The 22,393-nt window shown below is 62.9% G+C and carries 21 protein-coding genes and 1 pseudogene; 15 read left to right on the top strand and 7 right to left on the bottom strand.

Annotated elements, in window-relative coordinates; genetic code table 11:
* Positions 1 to 10: 10 nt before the first annotated feature.
* From ACKFRY_RS04175 to ACKFRY_RS04190, 4 genes are read right to left on the bottom strand one after another with little or no spacing between them, the layout of a single operon-like run.
* Positions 11 to 3,934 (bottom strand): Pls/PosA family non-ribosomal peptide synthetase, encoded by a 3,924-nt coding sequence (locus ACKFRY_RS04175; RefSeq protein WP_408923267.1) that lies wholly within the window; start codon positions 3,932 to 3,934, stop codon positions 11 to 13.
* Positions 3,935 to 4,393, bottom strand: coding sequence for a MarR family winged helix-turn-helix transcriptional regulator (locus ACKFRY_RS04180; RefSeq protein ID WP_005325642.1), 459 nt, complete (start codon positions 4,391 to 4,393; stop codon positions 3,935 to 3,937).
* 37 nt (positions 4,394 to 4,430) lie between these two features.
* Positions 4,431 to 4,727 carry a rhodanese-like domain-containing protein gene (locus ACKFRY_RS04185; protein ID WP_005325643.1) on the bottom strand — a complete coding sequence of 99 codons (297 nt, stop codon included), beginning with the start codon at positions 4,725 to 4,727 and terminating at the stop codon, positions 4,431 to 4,433.
* A gap of 27 nt (positions 4,728 to 4,754) precedes the next feature.
* Positions 4,755 to 6,770: a hypothetical protein gene (locus ACKFRY_RS04190; protein WP_408923268.1), complete on the bottom strand. Its 2,016-nt coding sequence runs from the start codon at positions 6,768 to 6,770 to the stop codon at positions 4,755 to 4,757.
* A 281-nt stretch (positions 6,771 to 7,051) separates the two neighbouring features.
* On the opposite strand from ACKFRY_RS04190, the gene ACKFRY_RS04195 reads away from it, so the two are divergent.
* The gene (locus tag ACKFRY_RS04195) at positions 7,052 to 7,897 is read left to right on the top strand and encodes a hypothetical protein (RefSeq protein ID WP_408923269.1); all 846 of its coding nucleotides are present in this window, start codon (positions 7,052 to 7,054) and stop codon (positions 7,895 to 7,897) included.
* Between the two features lie 399 nt (positions 7,898 to 8,296).
* On the top strand, positions 8,297 to 9,142 hold the full coding sequence (locus ACKFRY_RS04200; RefSeq protein WP_408923270.1) for a hypothetical protein: 846 nt from the start codon (positions 8,297 to 8,299) through the stop codon (positions 9,140 to 9,142).
* A 288-nt stretch (positions 9,143 to 9,430) separates the two neighbouring features.
* On the opposite strand, the gene ACKFRY_RS04205 is transcribed toward ACKFRY_RS04200, so the two are convergent.
* The gene (locus tag ACKFRY_RS04205) at positions 9,431 to 10,087 is read right to left on the bottom strand and encodes a response regulator transcription factor (protein WP_005325645.1); all 657 of its coding nucleotides are present in this window, start codon (positions 10,085 to 10,087) and stop codon (positions 9,431 to 9,433) included.
* 3 nt (positions 10,088 to 10,090) lie between these two features.
* Positions 10,091 to 10,783, bottom strand: a complete 693-nt coding sequence (locus ACKFRY_RS04210) for a sensor histidine kinase (protein ID WP_408923271.1) — start codon at positions 10,781 to 10,783, stop codon at positions 10,091 to 10,093.
* 110 nt (positions 10,784 to 10,893) lie between these two features.
* On the opposite strand from ACKFRY_RS04210, the gene ACKFRY_RS04215 reads away from it, so the two are divergent.
* The 4 genes and pseudogenes from ACKFRY_RS04215 to ACKFRY_RS04230 all read left to right on the top strand — a co-directional run bounded on the left by ACKFRY_RS04215 (position 10,894) and on the right by ACKFRY_RS04230 (position 13,495).
* Positions 10,894 to 11,580 carry an ABC transporter ATP-binding protein gene (locus tag ACKFRY_RS04215; RefSeq protein WP_086588220.1) on the top strand — a complete coding sequence of 229 codons (687 nt, stop codon included), beginning with the start codon at positions 10,894 to 10,896 and terminating at the stop codon, positions 11,578 to 11,580.
* Positions 11,581 to 11,786: 206 nt separating this feature from the next.
* Positions 11,787 to 11,987, top strand: a pseudogene (locus tag ACKFRY_RS04220) (ABC transporter permease); the annotation flags it as partial.
* A gap of 127 nt (positions 11,988 to 12,114) precedes the next feature.
* Entirely contained in the window at positions 12,115 to 12,978 is an 864-nt protein-coding gene (locus ACKFRY_RS04225) for a hypothetical protein (protein ID WP_408923272.1), read from the top strand.
* Between the two features lie 151 nt (positions 12,979 to 13,129).
* Positions 13,130 to 13,495: a S41 family peptidase gene (locus ACKFRY_RS04230; RefSeq protein ID WP_408923273.1), complete on the top strand. Its 366-nt coding sequence runs from the start codon at positions 13,130 to 13,132 to the stop codon at positions 13,493 to 13,495.
* A 210-nt stretch (positions 13,496 to 13,705) separates the two neighbouring features.
* On the opposite strand, the gene ACKFRY_RS04235 is transcribed toward ACKFRY_RS04230, so the two are convergent.
* Positions 13,706 to 14,179, bottom strand: coding sequence for an inorganic diphosphatase (locus ACKFRY_RS04235; protein ID WP_005329894.1), 474 nt, complete (start codon positions 14,177 to 14,179; stop codon positions 13,706 to 13,708).
* A gap of 82 nt (positions 14,180 to 14,261) precedes the next feature.
* Here ACKFRY_RS04235 and dacB point away from each other — a divergent pair, with 82 nt between their 5' ends.
* Genes dacB through ACKFRY_RS04280 form a run of 9 tightly spaced genes read left to right on the top strand, consistent with a single transcriptional unit; the run spans position 14,262 to position 22,390 of the window.
* Entirely contained in the window at positions 14,262 to 15,548 is a 1,287-nt protein-coding gene (gene dacB, locus ACKFRY_RS04240; protein ID WP_408923274.1) for a D-alanyl-D-alanine carboxypeptidase/D-alanyl-D-alanine-endopeptidase, read from the top strand.
* Between the two features lie 52 nt (positions 15,549 to 15,600).
* Entirely contained in the window at positions 15,601 to 16,488 is an 888-nt protein-coding gene (tilS, locus tag ACKFRY_RS04245; protein WP_408923275.1) for a tRNA lysidine(34) synthetase TilS, read from the top strand.
* 12 nt (positions 16,489 to 16,500) lie between these two features.
* Entirely contained in the window at positions 16,501 to 17,088 is a 588-nt protein-coding gene (hpt, locus tag ACKFRY_RS04250) for a hypoxanthine phosphoribosyltransferase (RefSeq protein ID WP_408923276.1), read from the top strand.
* 12 nt (positions 17,089 to 17,100) lie between these two features.
* Positions 17,101 to 19,458, top strand: coding sequence for an ATP-dependent zinc metalloprotease FtsH (gene ftsH / locus ACKFRY_RS04255; RefSeq protein ID WP_408923277.1), 2,358 nt, complete (start codon positions 17,101 to 17,103; stop codon positions 19,456 to 19,458).
* On the top strand, positions 19,458 to 20,051 hold the full coding sequence (gene folE / locus ACKFRY_RS04260; protein ID WP_005325658.1) for a GTP cyclohydrolase I FolE: 594 nt from the start codon (positions 19,458 to 19,460) through the stop codon (positions 20,049 to 20,051). The genes ftsH and folE overlap by 1 nt, the downstream gene beginning before the upstream one ends.
* A gap of 37 nt (positions 20,052 to 20,088) precedes the next feature.
* Complete coding sequence (folP, locus tag ACKFRY_RS04265) at positions 20,089 to 21,051, top strand: dihydropteroate synthase (protein WP_316981240.1); 963 nt, start codon at positions 20,089 to 20,091, stop codon at positions 21,049 to 21,051.
* A 3-nt stretch (positions 21,052 to 21,054) separates the two neighbouring features.
* Positions 21,055 to 21,435, top strand: coding sequence for a dihydroneopterin aldolase (gene folB / locus ACKFRY_RS04270; RefSeq protein WP_316971257.1), 381 nt, complete (start codon positions 21,055 to 21,057; stop codon positions 21,433 to 21,435).
* Positions 21,435 to 21,920, top strand: coding sequence for a 2-amino-4-hydroxy-6-hydroxymethyldihydropteridine diphosphokinase (gene folK, locus ACKFRY_RS04275; RefSeq protein WP_005329907.1), 486 nt, complete (start codon positions 21,435 to 21,437; stop codon positions 21,918 to 21,920). Before folB ends, folK begins: the two co-directional genes overlap by 1 nt.
* A complete protein-coding gene (locus tag ACKFRY_RS04280; RefSeq protein WP_005329908.1) occupies positions 21,917 to 22,390 on the top strand; it encodes a DUF3180 domain-containing protein in 474 nt (157 codons plus the stop codon). Before folK ends, ACKFRY_RS04280 begins: the two co-directional genes overlap by 4 nt.
* The last annotated feature ends 3 nt before the right edge of the window (positions 22,391 to 22,393 follow it).

Raw genomic sequence — 22,393 nt, forward strand, 5'->3', positions numbered from 1 at the left:
TGCCGGTGGCCTAGTGCTTCCACGGCTCGATGGGGTTGCCCTGCCATACGGCGTTGGTGGGCACGCGGTCACCGCGCATGACCAGCGAGCCGGGGCCTACGGTAGAAGCCGTGCCGATGAGCGAGGCCGGCAGCGCCACAGAGTGGGCGGCCAGCGTGGAGCCGTCCTGGATGGTGACGGTATCTAGGCTCATCACGCGGTCCTGGAAAAGGTGGGTTTGCACCACGGTGCCAGGGCCCACGGTGGCGGCCTCACCGATGCGGATGAGATCCGTTTCCGGGAACCAGTAGGAATCGATCCACGCGCCGCGGCCGATCTCCACGCCGAGGGCGCGCAGCCCCAGGTTGATCTCGCCGGAGCCATAGGTGTGCTGGAAGAACCACGGCGCGGCGACGACCTCCACGAAGGTATCCTGCAGCTCGTTGAGCCAGACAAAAGCGGACCACAATGGGTGGTCGGCCGCGCGGTGCTTGCCCACACAGATCCACTTCACCGCGACGGTGACGGCCATGGCCACCGCACCCATGCCCATGAGCACGAGGCCGGAAAGGAGCCAGGTGAGGGGGAAGCCGAGGGCGTCGAGAAGCGAGTCATAGACGCTGAGGGTTGCCGCGAGCAGCATGGCAGAAAACATCGGCGCTAGAAGGCGCATGGTTTCCACCACGCCGCGGGCGGCCTTAACGGCAAAGCCCGGGTTATAGGTCAGCGCCTCACCCGAGTTAGCGGGGGAGTCCACCTCTACGGTCACGCGGCGCATGCGCTCTGGCGGCGCACCCCACCAGTTGGCGCCGGCCTTCGTCTTCTTCGGGGTAGAAGAAAGCACGGCAACCAGCGAGTTCTTCGATAGCTTGCGGCCGGGCGCGGTGATGCCGGAGTTGCCCACGAAGGAGCGCTTGCCCACCTTGGTCTCGCCGGTGCGCATCCAGCCGCCGCCGAGCTCGTAGCCGCCGATCATGGTGTCATCGGCCAGGAAGGCGCCCTCTTTGACCTCGGTGAGCTTGGGGATCATGACCGCGGTGGAGATTTCCACGTTGGCGCCAATCTCTGCGCCGAGCGAGCGCAGCCACGCTGGGGTCAGCTGCGACGCATAGAGCGGAAAGAGCTTGGTGCGAGCCTCGTCCATGAGGCGCTCGATGGCCCACAGGCGCCAGCCCTTGGCCGAGCGCACGGGTGCGACGCCCGGGCTAATACCCAGCGAGAGAATGCGCACGCCCAGCCAGGTCTGCAGCATATAGGTGCCAAAGGCCGCCAGCGCGCCGACGGGCGCGAAGAAGATCGCACCGACGAAGCTATCGCCGCCCGTGGAATGCACGAGGGCCAAGACGATGGCCGCGCCTACCGCCAGCGCTACAACCGGCTGGATGGCCAGCAGGACGGAGGTGGCGTCATAAATAGCCACCCACCACGGCCGGCGCTTGGGCGTATGGGACGGGAAGCGGTGCTTGGAACGACCCACCTTTTGGGCAGGCGAGCCGGACCAACGCTGTCCGTCCTTGATCTTCTTGCGGCCGGTGACGGTGGAGCCGGCCTCCACGTGGGCATACTTGCCCACCACGGTGCCAGGCAGCAGCGTGGAGCGTGCGCCCACGCGAGCGCCTTCCTTGACGTCGATGGCGCCCACATGCAGGATATCGCCGTCCAACCAGTAACCGGAGAGGTCCACTTCGGGCTCGATGGCGGCGTGCTTGCCCAAAGTGAGCAGGCCGGTCACCGGCGGCAGGGAGTGCAGGTCCACGCCGCGCTTGACCTTGACGCCAAGAGTACGGGCGTAGTTATTCACGCGCGTGGCACCTGCCAGTGAGCTCGCGCCGGAAGCATTAGCCCAGCGCTCGGCCGCCCAGATGCGCAGGTGCGTCGAACCGCCGCGCGGGTAATCGCCCGGCTTAATTCCGGCCGTAATAAGACGCGCACCGTAGCCGCCAATGGGGATGCGGCCGACGGGGGTGACAAAGACGATGAGCATGGCAATGACCAGCCACCACGGATAGGCCGCGGCCCACTCAAAGCCCAGCGATGCTGCCACGGTGGAACCCAGCATGAGCCATGCCAGCCAGCTGGAGGCGGCCAGCGTCATGACGGGAATCTGAATCAGGGTCTGGGCGAGGCGGGTGCCGAAGCCGACCTTGGTGACCTCGCGCATGGGGGCATCGGCAGCCGCGGGGCGCGGTTCGGCTCCCGCAATGAGCTCGGCCAGCGAGCCCAAGCGCGGGTGGTCGTAGAGGTCGCGCACGGCCACGGTGGGGTAGCGCTCCCTGATATGGCCCACGAGGGTCGCGGCCGCCAGCGAGGTGCCGCCGAGCGAGAAAAAGTCGGCGTTCTCGTCTTCCACGGACACGCCGAGGGTTTCTACCCACAGCTCCGCGAGCCACTTCTCGGTCTCGGTCAGCGTGGTCGATTCCACGCCCACTCCGGGCAGCGGCCACGGCAGGGCCTTCTTATCTACCTTGCCGGAGGTGCGCACCGGCAGTTCTTCCATCACGCAGATGCGCGGGACGAGTGCGGCCGGCATGGTATCGGCCAGGCGGGCGTGCGCGGCCTCGTGATCGAAGCCCTTGGCCTCATCCTCGAGGGAGACATAGCCCACCAGGACGGATTCGCCGCCGGGGGTCTTTTGCACGGCCACGGCCGAGTTATAGACGTTATCCAGGGCCGCAACGTTGGCTTCGACTTCGCCGAGCTCGATGCGGCGCCCGCCAATTTTCACCTGGTCATCCACGCGGCCGACGAAGTACAGCCCGTCCTCCTCCAGGCGCACGTGGTCACCGGTGCGATACGCACGCTGCCAGCCCATCGACTCCAGCGGGGCGTACTTCTCCGCATCCTTGGCCGGATCCAGGTAGGACGCCAGTCCCACGCCGCCGATCACCAGCTCGCCGACGCCGCCTAATTCCACAGGCATGCCCTGCTTATCGACGACCACCAGGTCCCACCCATTCAACGGCAAGCCAATGGACACCGGCCGGCCTGGCAGCATCTGCTGCGCACAGGCGACGACCGTGGCCTCGGTGGGGCCGTAGGTATTCCACATCTCGCGGTCCTCGGTGGCCAGGCGGTCCACCAGTTCCTGCGAGCAGGCCTCGCCGCCGACGATGAGCAGGCGGATATTATCCAGCGCCTCGGCCGGCCACAGGCCCGCCAAGGTAGGCACGGTGGACACGACGGTAATATCGCGGCGGATGAGCCACGGGCCCAAGTCCATGCCGGAGCGCACCAGAGATCGCGGCGCCGGGACCAAGCAGCCACCGTGGCCCCAGGCCAGCCACATTTCCTCGCAGGAGGCATCGAAGGCGACGGACAGCCCGGCGAGCACACGATCCTCCGGGCCGAGCGGCCCGTGCGGGTGATTGACCAAAAAGAGGCTGGCCTCGGCGTCCACGAAGGCGGCCGCGGAGCGGTGGCTTACGGCCACGCCCTTCGGCTTGCCGGTAGAACCGGAGGTGAAGATGATCCACGCGGTGTCTTCTGGGCGCGGGGCATTGGGGTTCTCGGCCGGCTGCTCGGCGGACCTGTCGGGGGAGTCTGGGCGCGCAGAATCGCGCAGGAAGCGGAAGCCTTCATCAGTAAAGACGCCATCGATATCGGCCTCGCCGAAGACCATCTCGGCGCGCTCGTCTGGGTCATCGGCGTCGACAGGCACGTAGGCCGCGCCCGCCGCCAGGGTCGCCAAAATGGCGAGGTAGAGCTCGCGCTTGCCGGAGGTCATCCGAATGCCGATCCGATCGCCTCGGCGCACGCCATTGGCGTGCAGCTCGGTGGCCCACAGCTCGACTTCGTGGATGAGCTCGGAGTAGGTGATGATCTCGCCGTCATCAAGCGCGGCGGCGTCTGGGTGCATCTCCGCGGTAGTGGTGATGATGTCCCACAGCGTACGCGGCCGCGGCGCCGCGCTACCTAGAAGGTACTGCTGCGGGACGAGCGATTCGGGGCCCGCCATTTATGCCTCGTCCTCGTCCGCGGCAATGATGGACTTGGCCAACTTTCGCAGGTGCTTGAGCTGCTTATTGGTGGACTCATCCAAGGCCTCGTCCTCGGCAGTGGCAACAAGCTCCGCCAGGTCCTTGTGGACCTTCGCGCCCTTCTTGGTGGACGCGACGATCTGGCGGCGGCGATCCTTCGGATCGCGCTCGCGCTTGGCCCAGCCGCGGTCCTCGAGGGCGTCGATAAGACGCACCATGTCAGAGGCATCAATGGCCAGGGTCTCGGAGAGGTAGGACTGTGACGCGGCATCAGCGTCCACCAGGCAGGTAAGAACCCAGTACTCGCGCAGCGTCGTCTGCTTGGTCTGCAGGGCGGCCTCGACGCCGTCGCGGGTGCGGCGGCGGAGGCGCTCCAGCTGGAACGACGGGGATTCGAGTAGGGCAGTTGGGATTACAGAATTATTCGTGGAAGCCATACCATCATAATAATCCCAAAAGATTGGTTAAGGCCAATTAATCCGTTTCGATGGGAAGTCCGGCAGCCTTCCACTTATCCGTGCCGCCATCGACGTTAATGGTGTCCCAGCCCAGCGCATGCTCCAGATACTGGCAGACCTGCATGCTGCGACCGCCCGCGTGGCAGATGACGTAAATATCCTTGTCCGGGTCGATTTCCTGGATGCGACCCGTAATCTCGCTCATCGGGATGTGGGTCGCACCCTTCGCGCGCTCCACCGCCCACTCATCATTCTCGCGGACATCAATGAGCTGAGCGCCTTCTGGTACTTCGGTTGGTTGAACGTTTTTCATGCCTCATACCCTAGTCACGCGCCGGGACTAGTGCGGTTGCCCCTCTTGTCGCGTCCAAGGCAGGGCCTCAAAGTCCGCGCGGTTTCCCTGCGCAAACCAATGAAGGAGCGACAGGGCTTGGTCGATGTCCTCAAGGAGCATCTGGAAGTGTTCCTCTTCACCGTTGTTGTGGCCCCACTCGACGAGGTAGCGCGCCGCACCACTCTCTGCGGGCTCCACACGGTCGACCTGGCAGTAATCGCCGGGGACCAGCCGGTCATGGACCACTGCCCAGGTGCCGACCTCCGAGAGGCCCTCGCCCCGGACGGCGTTAAGAAGTCTTTCTTCAAAGAGATACGGGTTTCGGCCAGTAAGGGTGCCGCTGAGCACGAAGCGCTCTTTATCGCTCACATCTGCGGGCGTATGGCTGCGCTCCCAATTCACCTTGTCAACCATCTGCGCCGGACCGAAGGTGAACTCAACAATCATCTCCAACGCGTAGGGGAGGGGGATATCGGGAATTGCGTACATGCCGCCGTCGGGGGCGGCCAGGTTTACTTCAAAACCCCCATCCTGCTGCCGCACTTCGAGGGCGTAGCGCTCCTGAAAGTCCACATTCCGCCCAGACATGACCTTAAGCCTCCAACCCGGGAACAGACGCAGCGCCGCTTCCGTGACTGCCGACGGCGTAGTGGTCTCCCAGGTATTGACGTAGCGATTCTCGGATAGCAGCGTCAACGTGCACTTTTCTGCATTGGGCAAAGCCCGCCCTGACGGGTTGTACAGCGCCATGGTGTCATCCACCACCAGAGAGACGCCGTAGTTCGAGGCCACGTGGGCAAGTCGCTCGAGGGTGACCGGAGTGACCTCAGCGGGGATCAGCAACCGGGTGAGGGCGTGGGGCTCGACGTGTTCCTCGGCGAGCAGGATTTCACTTCCCAGCTTGGCGTTTACCGCAGAAATGAACTGCTGCATCCGGGGCCCAGGTTCGCCGTTGTGGGCGGCGCGGATGCGGTGCATCGTGCAGAGCGATGCTTCAGTCCACTGCTCCTCGCGCTCGGGCAGCTCCATGGCAGTGACCGTGGTGTACGGTGCCGGATCCGAGACTGACGAGGCGGGGAAAATCTCAAAAAAGGTCTCTCCGTTCCCGCCTAGATAGTGTTCCACTACCGCGATGGCCTCGTCTGCGATGTCGAACGTTTGCACGTTCTCGGTGCCCAGGTGATCGTAGGCCATTGCTACCCACTGTCCCTGTGCATTCCGTCCGTACGCCAGCGACATCGTGGGCCAGGCATGCAGGTGGACCATCACGCCCGCGGGAAGCTCCTTCACTGCATCCAGCCGGCGCCACGGAAGCTCGTGGCGGAACCCGGCGTCAAGGAAGTTCTTCTGCGGGCGCTGGGCCAACGGCTCCCAGTCGAGCTCCGCAATCAGCGGGTTGTGGTCACTGAAAGATAGGAGGAGTTCCCGGGCCTCCTCGTAGCTGCCGACAGTAAGACTGCGGAATACCGGGGCAGCATCTGCGGCGGGAAAGCTGGTCCACACCATCTCACAGCGCCCGTTTGCTAGCAGGCGCATGGACATGTCCACCCCGTAGTCGTAGGAGTCTGAGCCGTGGTTGATGACCTGCACCCAGGTCTGCTCGCCCACGGGCAGGCGAATCGCATCCTCGAACGCGCGGTCCACCGTTTCCCTGCTGACCTGCCGCCACACCGTGCCCATGGAGTTGGTCAAGGAGGCGAGCCCAGCACTACTGATATCGATGCCCGTCGCATTGACTAGGATGTCCGTGGTGCCGAGGAAGACAACGAGGCCGTGCAGGTAAGCCAACTTGGTGAGCTGGTCCTGCAGCTCCAGGTTGCCCGATTCCACCGTTACCGTAATGGCCGAATGCGCTGGGAATTCCTGACCGAAGATTTCCGTCAGTGTCGCCGCAACCTCCTCCATCTTCGGGTCGAAGGTCCGAAAGGCATCCAGCCCCTGGCTCTGAAGCGAGTCCAACAGGAAATCATGATCCGTGATCATGTCGGCGTCGACGTGCACGAAGTTGAGCTGCAGCTCCATAGTGGTGGGGTCCTTCCGGGGTTGTTGTGCTGAGGCTGAAAGCGATTGTAGGCGACCTGGGTCACATCTGCCTGAGTGGCTGCTGGGAGTGCGCTGGAACAGGACAATCAACGGAACCCGTGAAGGATGGATGCCGCCCAAGCCAATGCGCCAGCGTATGAGATTTTGGGCATGTACTTTGGGCTGCATAGGAATCCGATGTTTCGGCTTTCTCTTCATAGCGAAAGCGGGTTTTCCACCACTTTTTCACTACTCATTTACGTTGAAGGGGATACTTTTAAATGGAAGATCTGACGGCAATGCGTTTAGAGCGTCGCCAAGACACACTTGAAATAGATGGCATCACTATTGAATGCGCTATCGATGTGTGCCTCGAGCCTCACAGCGAATATATTGTGAACCTCGAATTTGCAGTACGCCAAGGAACTGCACCCACTGCAATGAGACTTAGGACCTATAGCGCTGAGTTCGTACTGTTTGATAATGAGACAGAAAACAGCATTCGCCTTACTGACGGTGTTAGCAATTGCTCAAGCTTTCGCCTTCGCACCGGACAGAAAGATGGCAAGCTAAGTGTTTTCAACGAGTACCTTCATAGTTATTGGGAAGGTGTCGAACCCGCCTACGAGTACATGACTGATGATGCTGGGATTGTTATCACCAAGAGGGAAGGCGACACCATTCACTTTGCCTGCAACAACCGCAGTCCACGCGAGCAGCTAGCGTTTGAGGACGTCACGGGGACGCTTACTCTCACTAAAATTGGTTCAGCGGAAGATCATTCCATCGCCCCTGCAGAGGATGGATCGCCGATTCAGCAATATTGCTTCATTGACAGTGGTGATGAGGTACCCGAGGAAAAGGAGCTCGTTGATATTGCTACCTCGCTTTCGGGCACGGCCTCCCCGACTAGCGAAGCGGTCACTACCTTAATTGACAGGCTGGAAGGGCTTAATTACACCATTATTTCTTCCGCCGACAATGCCGTCACCATCGAAGTGGACATCTCGGATGAGGACACCACCGAATTCGCTATGGTCGATGAGGCCCGACTATGGAACCTCAACCTTGTGAAGGTTCGCACTCGCAGTCTGCTGAATCGGAGCACGAACCGGGCGGAAAGCTAGGCCACGATTGCTCAGAATTTGGATGCGAAGGACCGCGTGATTCGTAGTGGTGAAGAACGAATTGTGGTAGAGCGCACGCAGGTGCAAGTCACGGATCTGGCTGTGGCACTTAGATCGTCGGTTCGTGTGAGGGGTCAAAGTGACGCACAGGGCGCTGGCCCCGCGCAGGCGTGCGTGCGCGTTTTAACGGTGCGTGGAGAGGTACTCCAGAATCGCCTTGACGCGGCGGATGTGTGCAGGGCATCAATTTCCAGCGGCAACTGAGCTGAATTCAGGCGAACCTGTCTTGGGCGTGATTAGAGTTGCGTACAGCCCAAGGTACGGCTTTCTGTTTATGGCGAGAGTGGGTCTTTTCCACCACGTTTTCAGCATTCATCTGATTTGAAAGGGAAATTTTTGATGCAAAGTCTGGCAGGGATGCGGACAGAGCTTCGACAAGGCACGCTTGAAATCGATGGCATCACCATTGAATGCGATATCGAGGTGAGCTTGGAGCCTCACTCCGAATATATTGTGAACCTCGAATTTGCAGTTCGCCAAGGAACGGCACCCACGGCAATGAGGCTTAGGACCTATAGCGCTGAGTTCGTGCTCTTTGATAATGAGACAGAAAAAAGCATTCGTCTTACCGATGGCGTTAGCAATAGCGCAAGCTTTCGTCTGCGAACCGGACAAAAGTCAGACTGGCTCAGTGTTTTTAACGAATACCTCCATAGTTACAAGGAAGGTGTCGAACCTGGCTATGAATGCATGACTGGCGATTCAGGGATTGTTATCACCAAGAGGGAAGGCGACACCATTCACTTTGCCTGCAATAACCGCAGTCCACGCGAGCAGCTAGCGTTTGAGGACGTCACGGGGATGCTTACGGTTACGAAAGTTGGTTCAGCGGAAGATCATTCCATCGCCCCTGCAGAGGATGGATCGCCAATTCAACAATATTGCTTCATCGACAGCGGCGATGAAGTACCCGATGAGAAAAAGCTCGTTGGTTTTGCTACTGCGCTTTCGGGCACGGTCTCCCCGGCTAGCGAAGCGGTCACTACCTTAATTGACAGGCTTGAAGGGCTTAACTACACCATCATTTCTTCCGCAGACAAGGCTGTCACCATTGAAGTCGACATCTCGGATGAGGACACCACCGAATTCGCTATGGTCGATGAGGCCCGACTATGGAATCTCAACCTTGTGAAGGTTAAAACTCGCACCTTGCTGAATCAGAGCACACACCGGCCAGAAAGTTAGGCCACGACTGCTCAGAATTTGGATGCGAAGGACCGCGTGATTCGTCGTGTTGAAGAACGAATTCTGGCGGAGAGCACGCAGGTGCAAGCCGCGGATCTGGCTGTGGCACTTAAATCGTCGGTTCGTGTGAGGAGTCGATGTCGTTCACGGTAAATAGCGCCGGAAAATGGGGGTTCGCGCTCTATTTACCGTGAGCGTCGTGCGGGCTGCCCGCGGCGATTCTTGTGTGGCGCATCGGGTCAAAGTGACGCACACGGCGCTGGCCCCGCGCAGGCCTGCGTGCGCGTTTTAACGGTGCGCGGAGAGGTACTCCAGAATCGCCTTGACGCGGCGGTTGTCCTCGCTGGGGTCTAAGCGAAGCTTGGTGAAGATGTTGGAGACATGCTTGGCCACCGCGGCGGCGGATAAAACGAGCTCGGCGGCGATGTCCTTGTTGGACTTGCCGCGGGACATTAATTCGAGAACCTCGCGCTCGCGCGGGCTGAGCTCGCCCAAGCCGCTGCGTCCGGAGCTCATGAGAGCTTGAGCCACGGTGGGGTCGATGACGGTGCCGCCCTGGGCCACCACATCCAGGCTGGCCAGGAAGTCGCGCACCTCGGAGACACGGTCCTTCAAAAGGTAGCCGGTGCCGGCCTCGGGGGAGTCGAAGAGCTCCACCGCATATGCAGGGGCTACGTACTGGGAGAGCACCATGACGGGAAGGCCCGGGTAGGCGTTTCTCAAATTCACGGCGGCTTTCAAACCATCGTCGCCCATGCCCGGCGGCATGCGCACGTCCGTGATGACGATGTCCGGCAGGTCGTCGCGCAGTTTATCCACCACAGCCTCGAGCGAAGGAGCAGAGGAAGCCTGGCCCACTACAGAGTGCCCGCGGCGCTCCAACAGGCCGGCTAGGCCCTCGCGCAGAATGGCGGAGTCATCCGCTACCACAATTCTTAAGCTCATCTTTTACACTCCTGGCTGTCCGCGATCGAGAAGAAGGGGAATGGACCCGGCCACCCGGGTCGGGCCGCCAGGCGGTGAGGACAAAGACATTTCTCCGCCGAAGGCAGCAAGACGCTCGGCCATCCCCGCCAGGCCGTGCCCGGGGACGACCTGTGCGCCGCCGTGGCCCTCATCCACCACGGTGATGCGCAGCGAATCGTCCGAGGTCACCAGCACCGAAACCGGCGCGCCCGGCGCATGCTTGGCCGCATTCGTCAAAGCTTCCGTGCCGAAGAAATAGCCGCAGGCCAGCACGGAGGCGGAGAGCTCAGGCAGAGAATGCGGGGCAAAGACGCTGACGTGGGGGCCGTGGGAGGAGGCGGCGTCGGCAAGCGCGGCGACCAGGCCGTGATCCTGCAGCACCTGTGGGTGAATACCGTGCACCGTGGCGCGCAGGGAATTCAGGCCGCGGTCCACGTCCTGCTTTGCGGCGGTGAGGAGCTCAGTGAGGTCAGCGGGGGCGTCGAGAAGAGCCTCGCCCAACTTCATGCTCGCGGCCACGAGATATTGCTGCGCGCCGTCGTGCAGGTCGCGCTCGATGCGGGCGCGCTCGACCTCGTAGGCGTCCGCGATGGCGCGGCGCGAGGCCGTGAGCTGCGCAATCTGCTGCGCCTGCTGCTGCTCGTGCGTGGTGGGTTGGGGCTTCTTTCGGAACACGGTTCACAGCATATCGGGCGTCCCGAACTACAGGGGTAGTGCTGGCACTACCTTAAAGAGCAACGCTAGGGCTGTTCTTTCCGCGGGCCCAGCACGGTGAAATGAGAGACATGGCACAGACACTTTCCCTGACAGACATCACCAAGGACTTCGGCGGCGGCCCAGTGCTCGCCGGAATTTCCCTCGACATTGAACCGGGCGAGCTCGTGGCCGTCATGGGGCCGTCTGGCTCCGGCAAGTCCACGCTGCTGCACTGCATGTCCGGCGTGCTCACCCCCACGCACGGTAGCGTGCGTTACGGGGACGAGGAGCTCTCCGCGCTTTCCGACGCCCCCCGCTCCCGCACCCGCCTGCGCAACTTCGGCTTCGTCTTCCAGGATGGTCAGCTGCTGCCGGAGCTCAGCAACGTGGATAACGTGGCGCTGCCGGCCATGCTTAACGGTATGGGGCGGGGTGCGGCCCGCAGGCGCGCGATGGAGCTTCTCGATCAGCTGGGCCTGGGTGGCCTGGCGGACCGCCGCCCGGCGCAGGTCTCCGGTGGCCAGGCCCAGCGCGTGACCATTGCGCGTGCGCTGGTGGCGAACCCAGGCGTTGTCTTCGCCGACGAGCCGACCGGTGCGCTGGATCAGTCCACCGGCCACGAGGTCATGCAGATGCTCACCACCATCGTGCGCCAGGCCGGGGCGAGCCTGGTCATGGTCACGCACGACCCGAAGGTGGCCGATTGGATGCAGCGCCGCGTGGAGATTCGCGATGGCATCATTCACGACGACCGCCGCCTGGGGGTGATTCGATGAACACCGCCACCTTGGTCTATGACCTGCAGCGCGAATCCATTCGCGCGCGCTCGGGCACGGGCATCGTCTCTCTATTGGCGATTGTGAGCCTGACCATCGGTTCCGCCATCGCCTTTTTGGTTGCGGGTGGTACCTGGATGTTTTGGGAGCGCGCCCAGCACGTCGAGGACGCCGCGCCCGCCCTCAAGGAGGCCTTTGGCAACGAGATGGAGGCCTTCCTCTATCCCTGGTTCGCCCTGGCTCTCTTTGCCTGCGCGTTCATCCTTCCCGCGCTGTTTAACCTCACCTCGCAGGCCGCCGTCCTGGGTGCGTCCGGCAGGGAGCAGCGCCTGGCCACCCTGCGCCTGCTGGGCTTAAGCTCCAGCCAGGTGGAGCGCATGGCCATTGTGGAAACCGGCCTCCAGGCGGTGATCGGCATCGTGCTCGGCGGGCTGATTAGCCTACTCGTCGCACCGGTCTTTACCCAGCTGGACTTCCAGATGCGGCCCATTGACCTGACAGAAGATTCTGCTGCCCTGGTGGGGATATATAGCTGTGGCCGGCGTGCTCTTCCTCCTGGCCATCGGCGCGGCACTGTACGGCATGCGCCGCGTGCGGGTGAGCCCGCTGGGCGTGGCCAAACGCCAGATGCCCGCGGCCTACCGCTGGTGGCGCGCCATCGTCTTCCTCATCATCGTGGCAGTCGGCGGCGTGTTCCTCACGGGCAAGGCGGGCCCGCCCACCGCTATGGTCATCGTGGTCATGTTTGGCATGCTGATGAGCATCAACCTCATCGCGCCTTTCATCCTGCAGCTGGGCGCGCACGTCTTCTCCCTCCTCCCCGGAACCGCGCACTTCGTGGCCTGCAAGCGCGTGGCGGGCAATGCCCGCCCGGCATGGCGGCGCAGCGCTGCCATCGGCTTCTTCGGCTACCTGGCCGGCTTCCTCGTCGCCGCGCCCCTGGGCTCCGATGCCTTGGCCTCGGTGGTCAAAGAAGATCCCGGGATGAACGTGGTGTTCAAGGACATCTCCACTGGCGTTGTACTAACCCTCGTCTTCGGCTTCACGTTGACCACCATGTCCATCATCCTGGGTCAGGTTTCCGGCATCTTCGAGGACAAGGAGCTCATCCGCTCTCTGGATTTGATGGGCGTGCCGCGCGGCTTTCAGTTCCGCTCCGGGGCGCTGACCGTCATGGGGCCGGTCGTGGCCTTGAGCTCCTTCGGTTTTCTCTTCGGCGGCGGAATTGCTTCGCTGATGTTCTTCTCCAACGTCGAGCAAAGCGACGTCGATGTGAGCGCTCGCCTGCTTATGGCCTTCGGCTTCCTGGCGGTGGGCTGGGTGGTCACGCTTCTTGCCATTGTCCTTGTTGAACCGTTGCGCGGCTACGTGCTGCGCACAGGAGGTCGAAAAGAATGAAAACTGTGCTGAAAATTTTGGCGGACTCTTCAGCGTTGCCTTTATCGCGGTGTTCGCCGCCGTGTACTTCCTCGGCCCCTCCTATGGCGGGGCGCTGCTGGGCTAGCCCTATTTTCTTTTCAACGCCAGCGAAAAACACATCAACACCGCGGTGGTGGATACCGCAGCGTATACCGGAATCTATGGCGAGAGTGAAGAGTTTCAGCGCGCCCGCGAGGCTTTGAAAGAGGACCCGACCAACGCGGAGCTCCTCGTTGCCGCCATCGACGCCGCCTCCTCCGCCGAAGTCACCCTCCTGACCTTCCGCGGCCTGGACAACGTGCGCACCTTCGGCGAGCCGACCGCCGGCTACGCCTCCGCCAACGTGGTGCTGGATTACCCGGACGGCCGCTCGCTCATGCTCACTGCTGCCAAGGACAAGGCGTGCACGGGCGAGGAGTTCGCTGAGGATCCCATCGCTCCTGATGCCCCGGAATCTGAACTCGACGGCTGGCTTGCCTCCCATTGTGGCTTCTAAGGCGCGGTTTTCGTCCACGGGTGCCTTTGACGTTCACGGCAAATAACGCCCCGAAACACGCTATTTTTCGCCACTATTTACCGTTAACGACAGTGATTAGTCGGAAAACGCGAAAGGTACGCTTCGGCGCGCGGTGGGAAACCTCTTCGGTCCCCACCGTCTGCGGAAACGTACCTTCACAGTGCCGCCGTTAGCGTGCGGCAGAAGCGCTTACTTGAAGCGAGCCTTTGCCTCGTCGAGGATCTTCTCTGCCTCGGCCTTGTCGCCCCAGCCGGAGCCGGTGACTTCCTTGTTCGGCTCCAGGTCCTTGTAGTGGACGAAGAAGTGCTCGATTTCGTCCTTGATGTGCTGCTCCACATCGTTGATGTCCTGGTAGCGCTCCCAGCGCGGGTCATCGATGACGGCGAGCAGCTTATCGTCGCCGCCGGCCTCGTCGGTCATCTTGAAGACGCCGACGATGCGGGCCTCAACGACTACGCCCGGGAAGACCGGCTCCGGCAGGATAACCAGGGCGTCGAGGGGGTCGCCGTCCTCGCCCAGGGTGTGGTCGATGAAGCCGTAGTCAGCCGGGTAAGCCATCGGGGTGAACAGGTAACGGTCGAGGTAGACCTTGCCGGACTCGTGGTCAACCTCGTACTTGTTGCGGGAGCCCTTCGGGATTTCAATGGTTACTTCAACGCTCACAGCGATGTCCTCCATGGGGGATTGGGTATCAATTACTGCCCATAGTCTAGCGCGTTGCGGATTCGCGCTAGGGTTAAAGGCAATGAAAGCAAAGCATGTTTGGTGGTCAGCGACCGCGCTCGTGGTAGCGGCAGCGGTCGGAGGTACGGCTGCGCTGGGCGTTACCCTCCAGCGCGAATACGGCGATCTCTCGCACGGGGAGGCGCAAGCGGTCGAGGCTCCTGAGGAGCCGTTGAGCGCAGCACAGCCGGGCGAGGCAGACCTGGATGCGCTGAGCACGAAGCTGGATGAGCTCGCTAAGAATAAGGACCTTGCCACTTTCGGCGGCGAGGTGATCGATACTGAAACCGGTGACGTGGTGTGGCAGCGCGACGCAGATAAGCGGCTCACCCCGGCCTCGTCCACGAAGGTCCTCACCACCGCGGCGGCCACGTTGGCGCTGGATGAGAATGAGAAAATCACCACCAAGGTCTACCGTGGGTCGAACGAAAAGAACGTGGTCATTAAGGCCGCGGGCGATGTGTGGATGACGCATGAGCAGCTCGATGATCTGGCCGAGCAGATTTCGAAAAACGTCGAGCAGGTCGATGGCGTCTACATCGATACCTCCGTATGGTCCGGCGAGGCGCAGGCCCCGGGCTGGGATCCGGAAAACGTGGACGGCGGCTTCGTCGCGCCAATGGAACCGGCCATGCTCTACGGTGGTCGCCTGGGCGCGACGACGGGGGATGTGCCGAGGAGCCATGAGCCGGCTTTGGATGTGGCTAAGCAGCTAGGCGATCGCCTCGGCGCGGGCAAGGTAGGCATGGGCTCTGTGGCGGAGAACGCGCAGGAGGTGGCGAGTGTGGATTCGCCGCCGCTCGCGGACCGCGCCCGAGAAATGGTGCGCCATTCCGATAATGTCATGGCCGAGGCCATTGCGCGTGAGCTGGCGATGTCCCGTGGCAAGGAAGCCAGCTTCGAAGGCGATACGCAGGCCACGCTCGAGGTGCTGCGGGAGCAGGGATTCGACGTCGAGGGCGTGGATATTAAGGACAATTCCGGGCTCTCGGTGGACAATCGGCTCACGGCCGGGCTGTTGTCGCAGCTCATTAATGGCGCGGTCAAGGATCCGCGCCTGCGTCCGCTGGTGTCCTACCTGCCGGTGGCCGGCGGCGATGGCACGCTGTACGAGCGTTATGGCGATTCCGCGGCCAAGGGCTATGTGCGCGCTAAGACCGGCACGCTGACCGGGGTCTCGGCCCTAGCCGGCACCGCGCAGGGCAATTCCGGGCGCGTATATGCCTTTGCCTTCCTGGTGAATGACGGCGATATTTTGGCCGCCCGCAAGGCTCAAGACGCATTGGCTTCCGCACTGCATGAGTTCTAATAAGCCCTTTTGGCCGCGAGTTTCGCCGCACTTTCTAGCGTGTCGGCGCGGCGTGCGCGCCGCAGGCCTTGACCACGCAGTGGCGGTGGGGCTGTCCGGGGGCGCGGATTCGCTGGCTCTCATGGCGGCGCTGGTGGCGGAGGGGCACGAGGTGCTCGCGCTGTGCGTGGACCACGGGTTGCAGGACGGCTCGCGGGCGCAGGCCCAGCGCGCGGCCGAACAGGCGCGAACGCTGGGCGCGCGGGCGCAGGTGCTTAGCGTTGAGGCGGGCGCTGCAGCGGGGGCGGAGTCGATGGAGGCGGCCGCGCGGGTGGCGCGGTATCGAGCACTGGCCGCCGCGTGCGCAGACGAAGGTTTAGAGGTGGCCGTGGCGCATACGGCCGATGACCAGGCGGAAACGCTGCTGCTCGGCGCGCTGCGCGGGCGGGTGACCGGCATGAGCGAGCGCAGCGAGGTCGAAGGCGCCCGCGTGGTGCGGCCGCTGCTGAACGTGCGTCGAGGCGATACCGAGGGCACTTGCGCGGAGTTGGGCCTTTCCGCGTGGCAGGATCCGCAGAACGCGGACACGAATTTCCGCCGCGTGGCGCTGCGCCGAGAGGTCATTCCGCAGTTGAGCCGCATCATCGGCGGGGACGCGGTGCCAGCGCTGGCGCAAGCAGCAGGCGACGCCGCGCTTGACGACGCCGCCCTGCGCACCCCACCCACCACCGACTGCGCCGAACTGGCGGCGATGGCGGAACCGCGGCGCCGGCGGGCGATCGCTGCGTGGCTGGTCAGCGAGCGGGTAGAGGTAACAAGGAGGGGAGTGGGGGACGTCGGCAAGCTGTGCACCCACTGGCACGGGCAAGGCCCGGTGGCCGTGCGATCGGCGCGGCAGGTGGGGCAGAGGTTGGAAGTAGCCCGTATAGGTGGCAAACTGGCACTATTGTCTGGTCATTAAAGGAGCGCACACGTGCACGACAAGAAAGACTTCGCCGTTCCCGCAAACCGCTACGGTGACGATGTAGAAGCAATCCTCATTGGAGAAGAGGAACTGCAAAACCGCGTCCAAGAACTCGCGGATATGGTCTCGGAAAAGTATGCCGACTCTGAGCACGACCTGCTGTTGGTCTGCGTGCTCAAGGGCGCCGCATTCTTCCTCACGGACTTTGCGCGCAAGCTATCTATCCCCTCCGAGCTGGAGTTTATGGCCGTATCCTCCTACGGTGCCTCCACTTCCTCGTCCGGCGTGGTGCGCATTTTGAAGGATTTGGACCGCGATATTGCCGGGCGCAACGTGCTCATCGTGGAAGACATCATCGATTCGGGCCTCACCCTGTCGTGGCTTATCCGCAACCTGGAAGGCCGCAACCCTGCCTCGCTGAATGTGGTCACCCTGCTGCGCAAGCCGGAGGTAGTCAAGGCCGATATTGACCTGCTGGATGTGGGATTTGATATCCCGAATGAATTCGTCATCGGCTACGGGCTGGACTTTGCGGAACGCTACCGCGATCTGCCTTACGTGGGCACCCTCCACCCTGATGTCTATACCACCAACTAAAATCGCGCAGTAATGAAAAACAACAAGATTCTTCGCTACGGCGGGATTGCGGCCCTCATCCTTATCGCGCTGTACGCTTTTACCTTCTTTAGCAACGACGCCCGCGGCTACGTGCAAGCGGATACCTCCGTTGCGCTGACCCAGCTCAAAGACAAAAACGTCGATGAGGTGGAAATCGATGACCGCGAGCAGCGCCTGCGCATCAAGCTCAAGGACGAAATCACGGTAGACGAGCGCGACGGCGTGCAGGAGATCGTGGCCAAGTATCCGGCCCGCGCCTCTGAGCAGGTCTTTAACGCCGTCAAGGATTCCGGCGCCGAGAAGTACCAGACCAATGTCACGCAGGAATCCTTCTTGGGCTCTATGCTCAGCATGCTGCTGCCGATGATCATCCTCTTCGGCGTGCTCTTCTGGCTCATGTCCCGCATGCAGCAAGGCGCTGGAGGCATGTTTGGCATCGGCGGTTCCAAGGCCAAGGAACTGACCAAGGATATGCCGACCAATACCTTCGAGGACGTGGCCGGCGCGGACGAGGCCGTGGACGAGCTGCAAGAGATCAAGGACTTCTTGGATGACCCCACCCGCTACCACGACCTAGGCGCCAAGATCCCGCGCGGCGTGCTGCTCTACGGCCCTCCGGGTACCGGTAAGACCTTGCTTGCCCGCGCCGTGGCGGGCGAGGCCGGAGTGCCGTTCTATTCCATCTCCGGTTCTGACTTTGTGGAGATGTTCGTCGGTGTGGGTGCCTCCCGCGTGCGCGATCTGTTCAAGCAGGCGAAGGAAAATAGCCCCTGCATTATCTTCGTGGACGAGATTGACGCCGTGGGCCGCCAGCGCGGTTCCGGCACCGGCGGCGGCCACGATGAGCGCGAGCAGACCCTCAACCAGCTCCTGGTAGAAATGGACGGCTTTGGTGACCGCGAAGGCGTAATCCTCATCGCCGCTACCAACCGTCCGGATATCCTCGATCCGGCGCTGCTGCGCCCGGGCCGCTTCGACCGCCAGATTCCGGTCACCAACCCGGATCTTGCCGGCCGCGAGGAGATCCTGCGCGTGCATGCAAAGAATAAGCCGCTGGCAGAAGAGGTTGACGTAGCGCAGCTGGCCAAGCGCACCGCCGGCATGTCCGGTGCGGATCTGGCCAACGTACTCAACGAGGCCGCTTTGCTTACCGCCCGCATCGGCGGCAACGTCATTACCTATGATGCCTTGGAAGAGGCCACCGACCGCGTGGTGGGCGGCCCGCGCCGCCAGGGCAAGATCATCTCCGAGCACGAGAAGAAGGTCACCGCTTACCACGAGGGCGGACATACGCTTTCTGCGTGGGCACTCAAGGATATTGAGCGCGTGTACAAGGTCACCATCCTGGCCCGTGGCCGCACCGGTGGCCACGCCATGACCTCCCAGGAAGACGACAAGGGCATGTACACCCGCGACGAGCTCTTCTCCCGCTTGGTCTTTGCCATGGGCGGCCGCGCGGCCGAGGAACTGGTCTTCGGTGCGCCGACCACCGGTGCGTCTTCCGATATTGAAAACGCCACCAAGATCGCTCGTTCTATGCTCACCGAGTACGGATTCTCCCCAGATCTCGGCACCGTAAAGTACGGCAAGGAGCAGGGCGATCCCTTCAGCCAGATGGGTGGCGGTGGCTCCATCGATTACTCCGATGAGGTTGCCTCCAAGATTGATGAGCAAATGCGCTACCTGCTCGAGCGCGCGCACGAGCAGGCCTATGACATCCTGCGCAATAACCGTCACTACCTGGACAAGCTGGCCGAGGCCCTGTTGGAGAAGGAAACCCTGCGCCGCCCTGACCTGGAGCGCATCTTCGACGGCATCGAGCCGCGCGAGGCCTTCGACGTCTTCCCAGGCGAAGACGATCGCTTCCCGCGCCAGATTGGCTACGCCCCAGTGAAGACCCCGGTCGAGCTGGCGAAGGAGCGCGGCGAGGAGCTGCCTAAGCGCATGACGCTTCTCGATGCCTCCCGGGCCGCCCGCGAGCGCCGCCTCGCCGGCGAAGAGCCGAAGGGTGAGGTGGGCTTCAACTTTGGTCAGCACGCCGGCGATTACGTCGACCCGGACACCGCCCGCGAGTTGGGCCGCGGCCCCGCTAAGGAATCCGCGAACTCCTCGCCGGCCCAGTCGGCCCAGCCGACCCAGCAGGCTCGCGACGCCCAGTCCGCCCCGGCTTCCGAGTCATCCGCCCGTCCGGCCGCACGCCCCGCTACCGGTGGTGGAAAGCACCACAAGCCGGATACCGGCGCGGATGCTGATGCCGAGACCAGCCAGTGGTTTACCCCTGGCTGGGACGAGAAGGATCGCCGCAAGAACCCATATGCGCGCGAGGACGACAAGCAAGAAGATAACTAATGCCTGATAATCACATTCCCGCTCGCGCCGCCTTTGACCAAGACCGGGCGGAGGCAGCGGTGCGTGAGCTGCTCCTTGCGGTAGGGGAGGACCCTGACCGCGAAGGCTTGCGCGAAACCCCGGCCCGCGTGGCCCGCGCCTACCGCGAGGTCTTCGCCGGCCTGCACGAGGACCCGACCGAGGTCCTGCACAAGACCTTCGCTGAGGACCACCAAGAATTGGTTTTGGTGCGCGATATCCCCATTTATTCCACCTGCGAGCACCACTTGGTGCCGTTCTACGGCGTGGCGCATATCGGCTACATCCCGGGCAAAGACGGCCACGTCACCGGTTTGAGCAAGCTTGCTCGCCTGGCGGATATGTACGCTAAGCGCCCCCAGGTCCAAGAGCGCCTCACCCAGCAGGTAGCGGACGCCTTGGTGGAGGTCCTCGGTGCGCAGTCCGTCATTGTGGTCATTGAGTGCGAGCACTTGTGCATGGCCATGCGCGGTATTCGCAAGCCGGGTGCGACGACGACCACCTCCGCGGTGCGCGGCGGCTTCAAGAACAATGCCGCCTCCCGCGCCGAGGTGCTCAGCCTGATTCGCAGCTAAACCCCCGGTTCACTACGAAAGCGAGAAGGAGCACGCCATGCAGCAGGCAACCTCGGTATCGGATCTGAGCATCGCCAACCGCACGCTGGTGATGGGCATCGTCAACGTCACGGAGGATTCCTTCTCCGATGGTGGAAAGTGGTTGGACGTCGATGCCGCCATCAACCACGCCCGCGAACTCGTGGCGCAGGGCGCGGACATGATTGACGTCGGTGGTGAGTCCACCCGGCCGGGTGCGGTGCGGGTGGAGGCGGACGTCGAAAAGCGCCGCGTGGTTCCCGTCATTAAGGCACTGAGCGAGCTGGGCATCCGCACCTCCGTGGATACGATGCGCGCCTCGGTGGCCCGCGCGGCGGCAGCGGCCGGTGTGGACATGATTAATGACGTCTCCGGTGGCCTGGCCGATCCGGAGATGTATGGCGCGATGGCCGAGGCCGGCGTGCCCGTGTGCCTGATGCACTGGCGCACGCTGCAGGAAGGCGCCTTTGGCTCCGCGGCCGGTAGCGCCGACCACGGCGGCGATGTGGTGCGCGATGTGCATGAGACCCTCGAGCGCCTGGCGAATAACGCGCTGGCGGCCGGCGTGCGCCGCGATAATATCGTGCTCGATCCGGGCCTGGGCTTTGCTAAGACCCCGCAGGATAACTGGGCGCTGCTCAAGGCCCTGCCGGAGTTCCTCGACGCCGAATTCCCCATGCTGGTGGGAGCCTCGCGCAAGCGCTTCCTCGCCGCCATCCGGGAGGACCGCGGCGTGGAGTCCAGCCCGTTGCTGGCCGATCCCGCAACTGCAGCCGTGACCGCCATTTCCGCCCAGATGGGCGCGTGGGGCGTGCGCGTGCACGAGGTCGCCGTCTCGCGCGACGCCGTCGATGTTGCGGCCGCGTGGAATGTCGGCGACGGCTACAAGGGTGGGGCCAATGCCAGCGGCAGCTATAGCAATGGCGCCGATGGCAATGGCACCATGAAATCCACCGCCCTACCGCGCAACCCTGAGGAGTAAAACATGGCAGACCGCATCGAGCTCACCGGCCTGGAATGCTTTGGCTACCACGGCGTCTTCGAGGAAGAAAAGCGCACCGGCCAACCCTTCATCGTGGATATCACCTGCTGGTCCGAGTTCGCAGAGGCCGCCGCCACCGATGATCTGACCAAGACCATCAATTACGCCGAGCTTGCCGACGTCGCCGCGAAAATCATCGAAGGCCCCGCCCGCGACCTCATCGAGACCGTCGCCAGCGAGGTGGCCGATACCATCATGGACACCTTCGAGGGCCTGCATGCCGTGGAGGTCACCCTGCACAAGCCGCAGGCGCCGATTCCGCGCACTTTTGCCGACGTCGCCGTGGTCGCCCGCCGCTCCCGCAAGCACGCGAGGACCCTCTAATGCGCGCGGTGTTGTCCATCGGCTCCAATATGGATGACCGCGTGGAGCTTTTGCGCACGGTATTCGACGAGTTTGCCGGCGAGATAGTTGCCGCCTCGCCCGTCTATGCCACCCCGCCGTGGGGCGTGACGGACCAAGACGAATTCCTCAACGCGGTGCTCATCGTGGACGTGGACGAGACTCCGAAGGAACTCCTGCGCCGCGGGCAGAAGCTCGAAGAGGCCGCCGAGCGCGTCCGCGTGCGCCACTGGGGGCCGCGCACGCTGGATGTAGACATCATCGATATCGAGGGCTATACCTCCGAGGACCCGGAGCTTATCGTCCCGCATCCTTATGGCCACGAGCGTGCCTTCGTGCTGATTCCGTGGTTGGCGGCCGATGCTGGTGCTAGGTTGAGTGGGGAGGGCGTCGCCAAGCGGGTAGCAGCACTCGACCCGAAAGAGCGCGCCGAGATTCGCCGGCTGGGCATGATGGAGGAGCTATGACACGGACCTCGCTGGGTGCCCTCATCGGCACCGGGGTCTTCTTTGCCGCCGCGGCGGCCATCCTCACCACGCGCTTTTATGGCTCCATGCTGCAAATCCCGGTAACGGTCTCGGCCACGCTGTGGCTTATGGCCGTCATCTGTGTGGCGCTGACCTGGAAGGTGGATCAAGCCACCGAGGACGAGCATGGCATTGGCCTGGATAATTCGCAGCTCAACCCCATGACCATCACGCAGTTCATGCTGGTAGGAAAGGCCTCGGCATGGACGGGTTCCATCGTGGGTGGCATTTATGCCGGCATTGCCGTCTACGTCATCCCCAACGCGGGTACGCTCACCGCGGCCTCCGATGACCTCGTGGGCGTCATTGCCTCTGCGCTCGGTGGCCTCGCGATGGCTGCTGCTGGCCTGCGGCTAGAGCGACACTGCGAGACCCCGCCCCCACCAGATGGGGTACAGGCGGTACATTAGTGA

This window comes from Corynebacterium tuberculostearicum, from assembly GCF_046097255.1.
Lineage (GTDB): Bacteria > Actinomycetota > Actinomycetes > Mycobacteriales > Mycobacteriaceae > Corynebacterium > Corynebacterium tuberculostearicum_J.

Bases quoted from the DNA above. Each gene is read 5' to 3' on its own strand.
- ACKFRY_RS04280 (WP_005329908.1), top strand. From the start codon at position 21,917: ATGACACGGACCTCGCTGGGTGCCCTCATCGGCACCGGGGTCTTCTTT.
- folB (WP_316971257.1), top strand. From the start codon at position 21,055: ATGGCAGACCGCATCGAGCTCACCGGCCTGGAATGCTTTGGCTACCAC.
- folK (WP_005329907.1), top strand. From the start codon at position 21,435: ATGCGCGCGGTGTTGTCCATCGGCTCCAATATGGATGACCGCGTGGAG.
- ACKFRY_RS04185 (WP_005325643.1), bottom strand. From the start codon at position 4,727: ATGAAAAACGTTCAACCAACCGAAGTACCAGAAGGCGCTCAGCTCATT.
- folP (WP_316981240.1), top strand. From the start codon at position 20,089: ATGCAGCAGGCAACCTCGGTATCGGATCTGAGCATCGCCAACCGCACG.
- ftsH (WP_408923277.1), top strand. From the start codon at position 17,101: ATGAAAAACAACAAGATTCTTCGCTACGGCGGGATTGCGGCCCTCATC.
- ACKFRY_RS04195 (WP_408923269.1), top strand. From the start codon at position 7,052: ATGGAAGATCTGACGGCAATGCGTTTAGAGCGTCGCCAAGACACACTT.
- ACKFRY_RS04190 (WP_408923268.1), bottom strand. From the start codon at position 6,770: ATGGAGCTGCAGCTCAACTTCGTGCACGTCGACGCCGACATGATCACG.
- ACKFRY_RS04205 (WP_005325645.1), bottom strand. From the start codon at position 10,087: ATGAGCTTAAGAATTGTGGTAGCGGATGACTCCGCCATTCTGCGCGAG.
- ACKFRY_RS04175 (WP_408923267.1), bottom strand. From the start codon at position 3,934: ATGGCGGGCCCCGAATCGCTCGTCCCGCAGCAGTACCTTCTAGGTAGC.
- ACKFRY_RS04180 (WP_005325642.1), bottom strand. From the start codon at position 4,393: ATGGCTTCCACGAATAATTCTGTAATCCCAACTGCCCTACTCGAATCC.
- dacB (WP_408923274.1), top strand. From the start codon at position 14,262: ATGAAAGCAAAGCATGTTTGGTGGTCAGCGACCGCGCTCGTGGTAGCG.
- ACKFRY_RS04215 (WP_086588220.1), top strand. From the start codon at position 10,894: ATGGCACAGACACTTTCCCTGACAGACATCACCAAGGACTTCGGCGGC.
- ACKFRY_RS04200 (WP_408923270.1), top strand. From the start codon at position 8,297: ATGCAAAGTCTGGCAGGGATGCGGACAGAGCTTCGACAAGGCACGCTT.
- folE (WP_005325658.1), top strand. From the start codon at position 19,458: ATGCCTGATAATCACATTCCCGCTCGCGCCGCCTTTGACCAAGACCGG.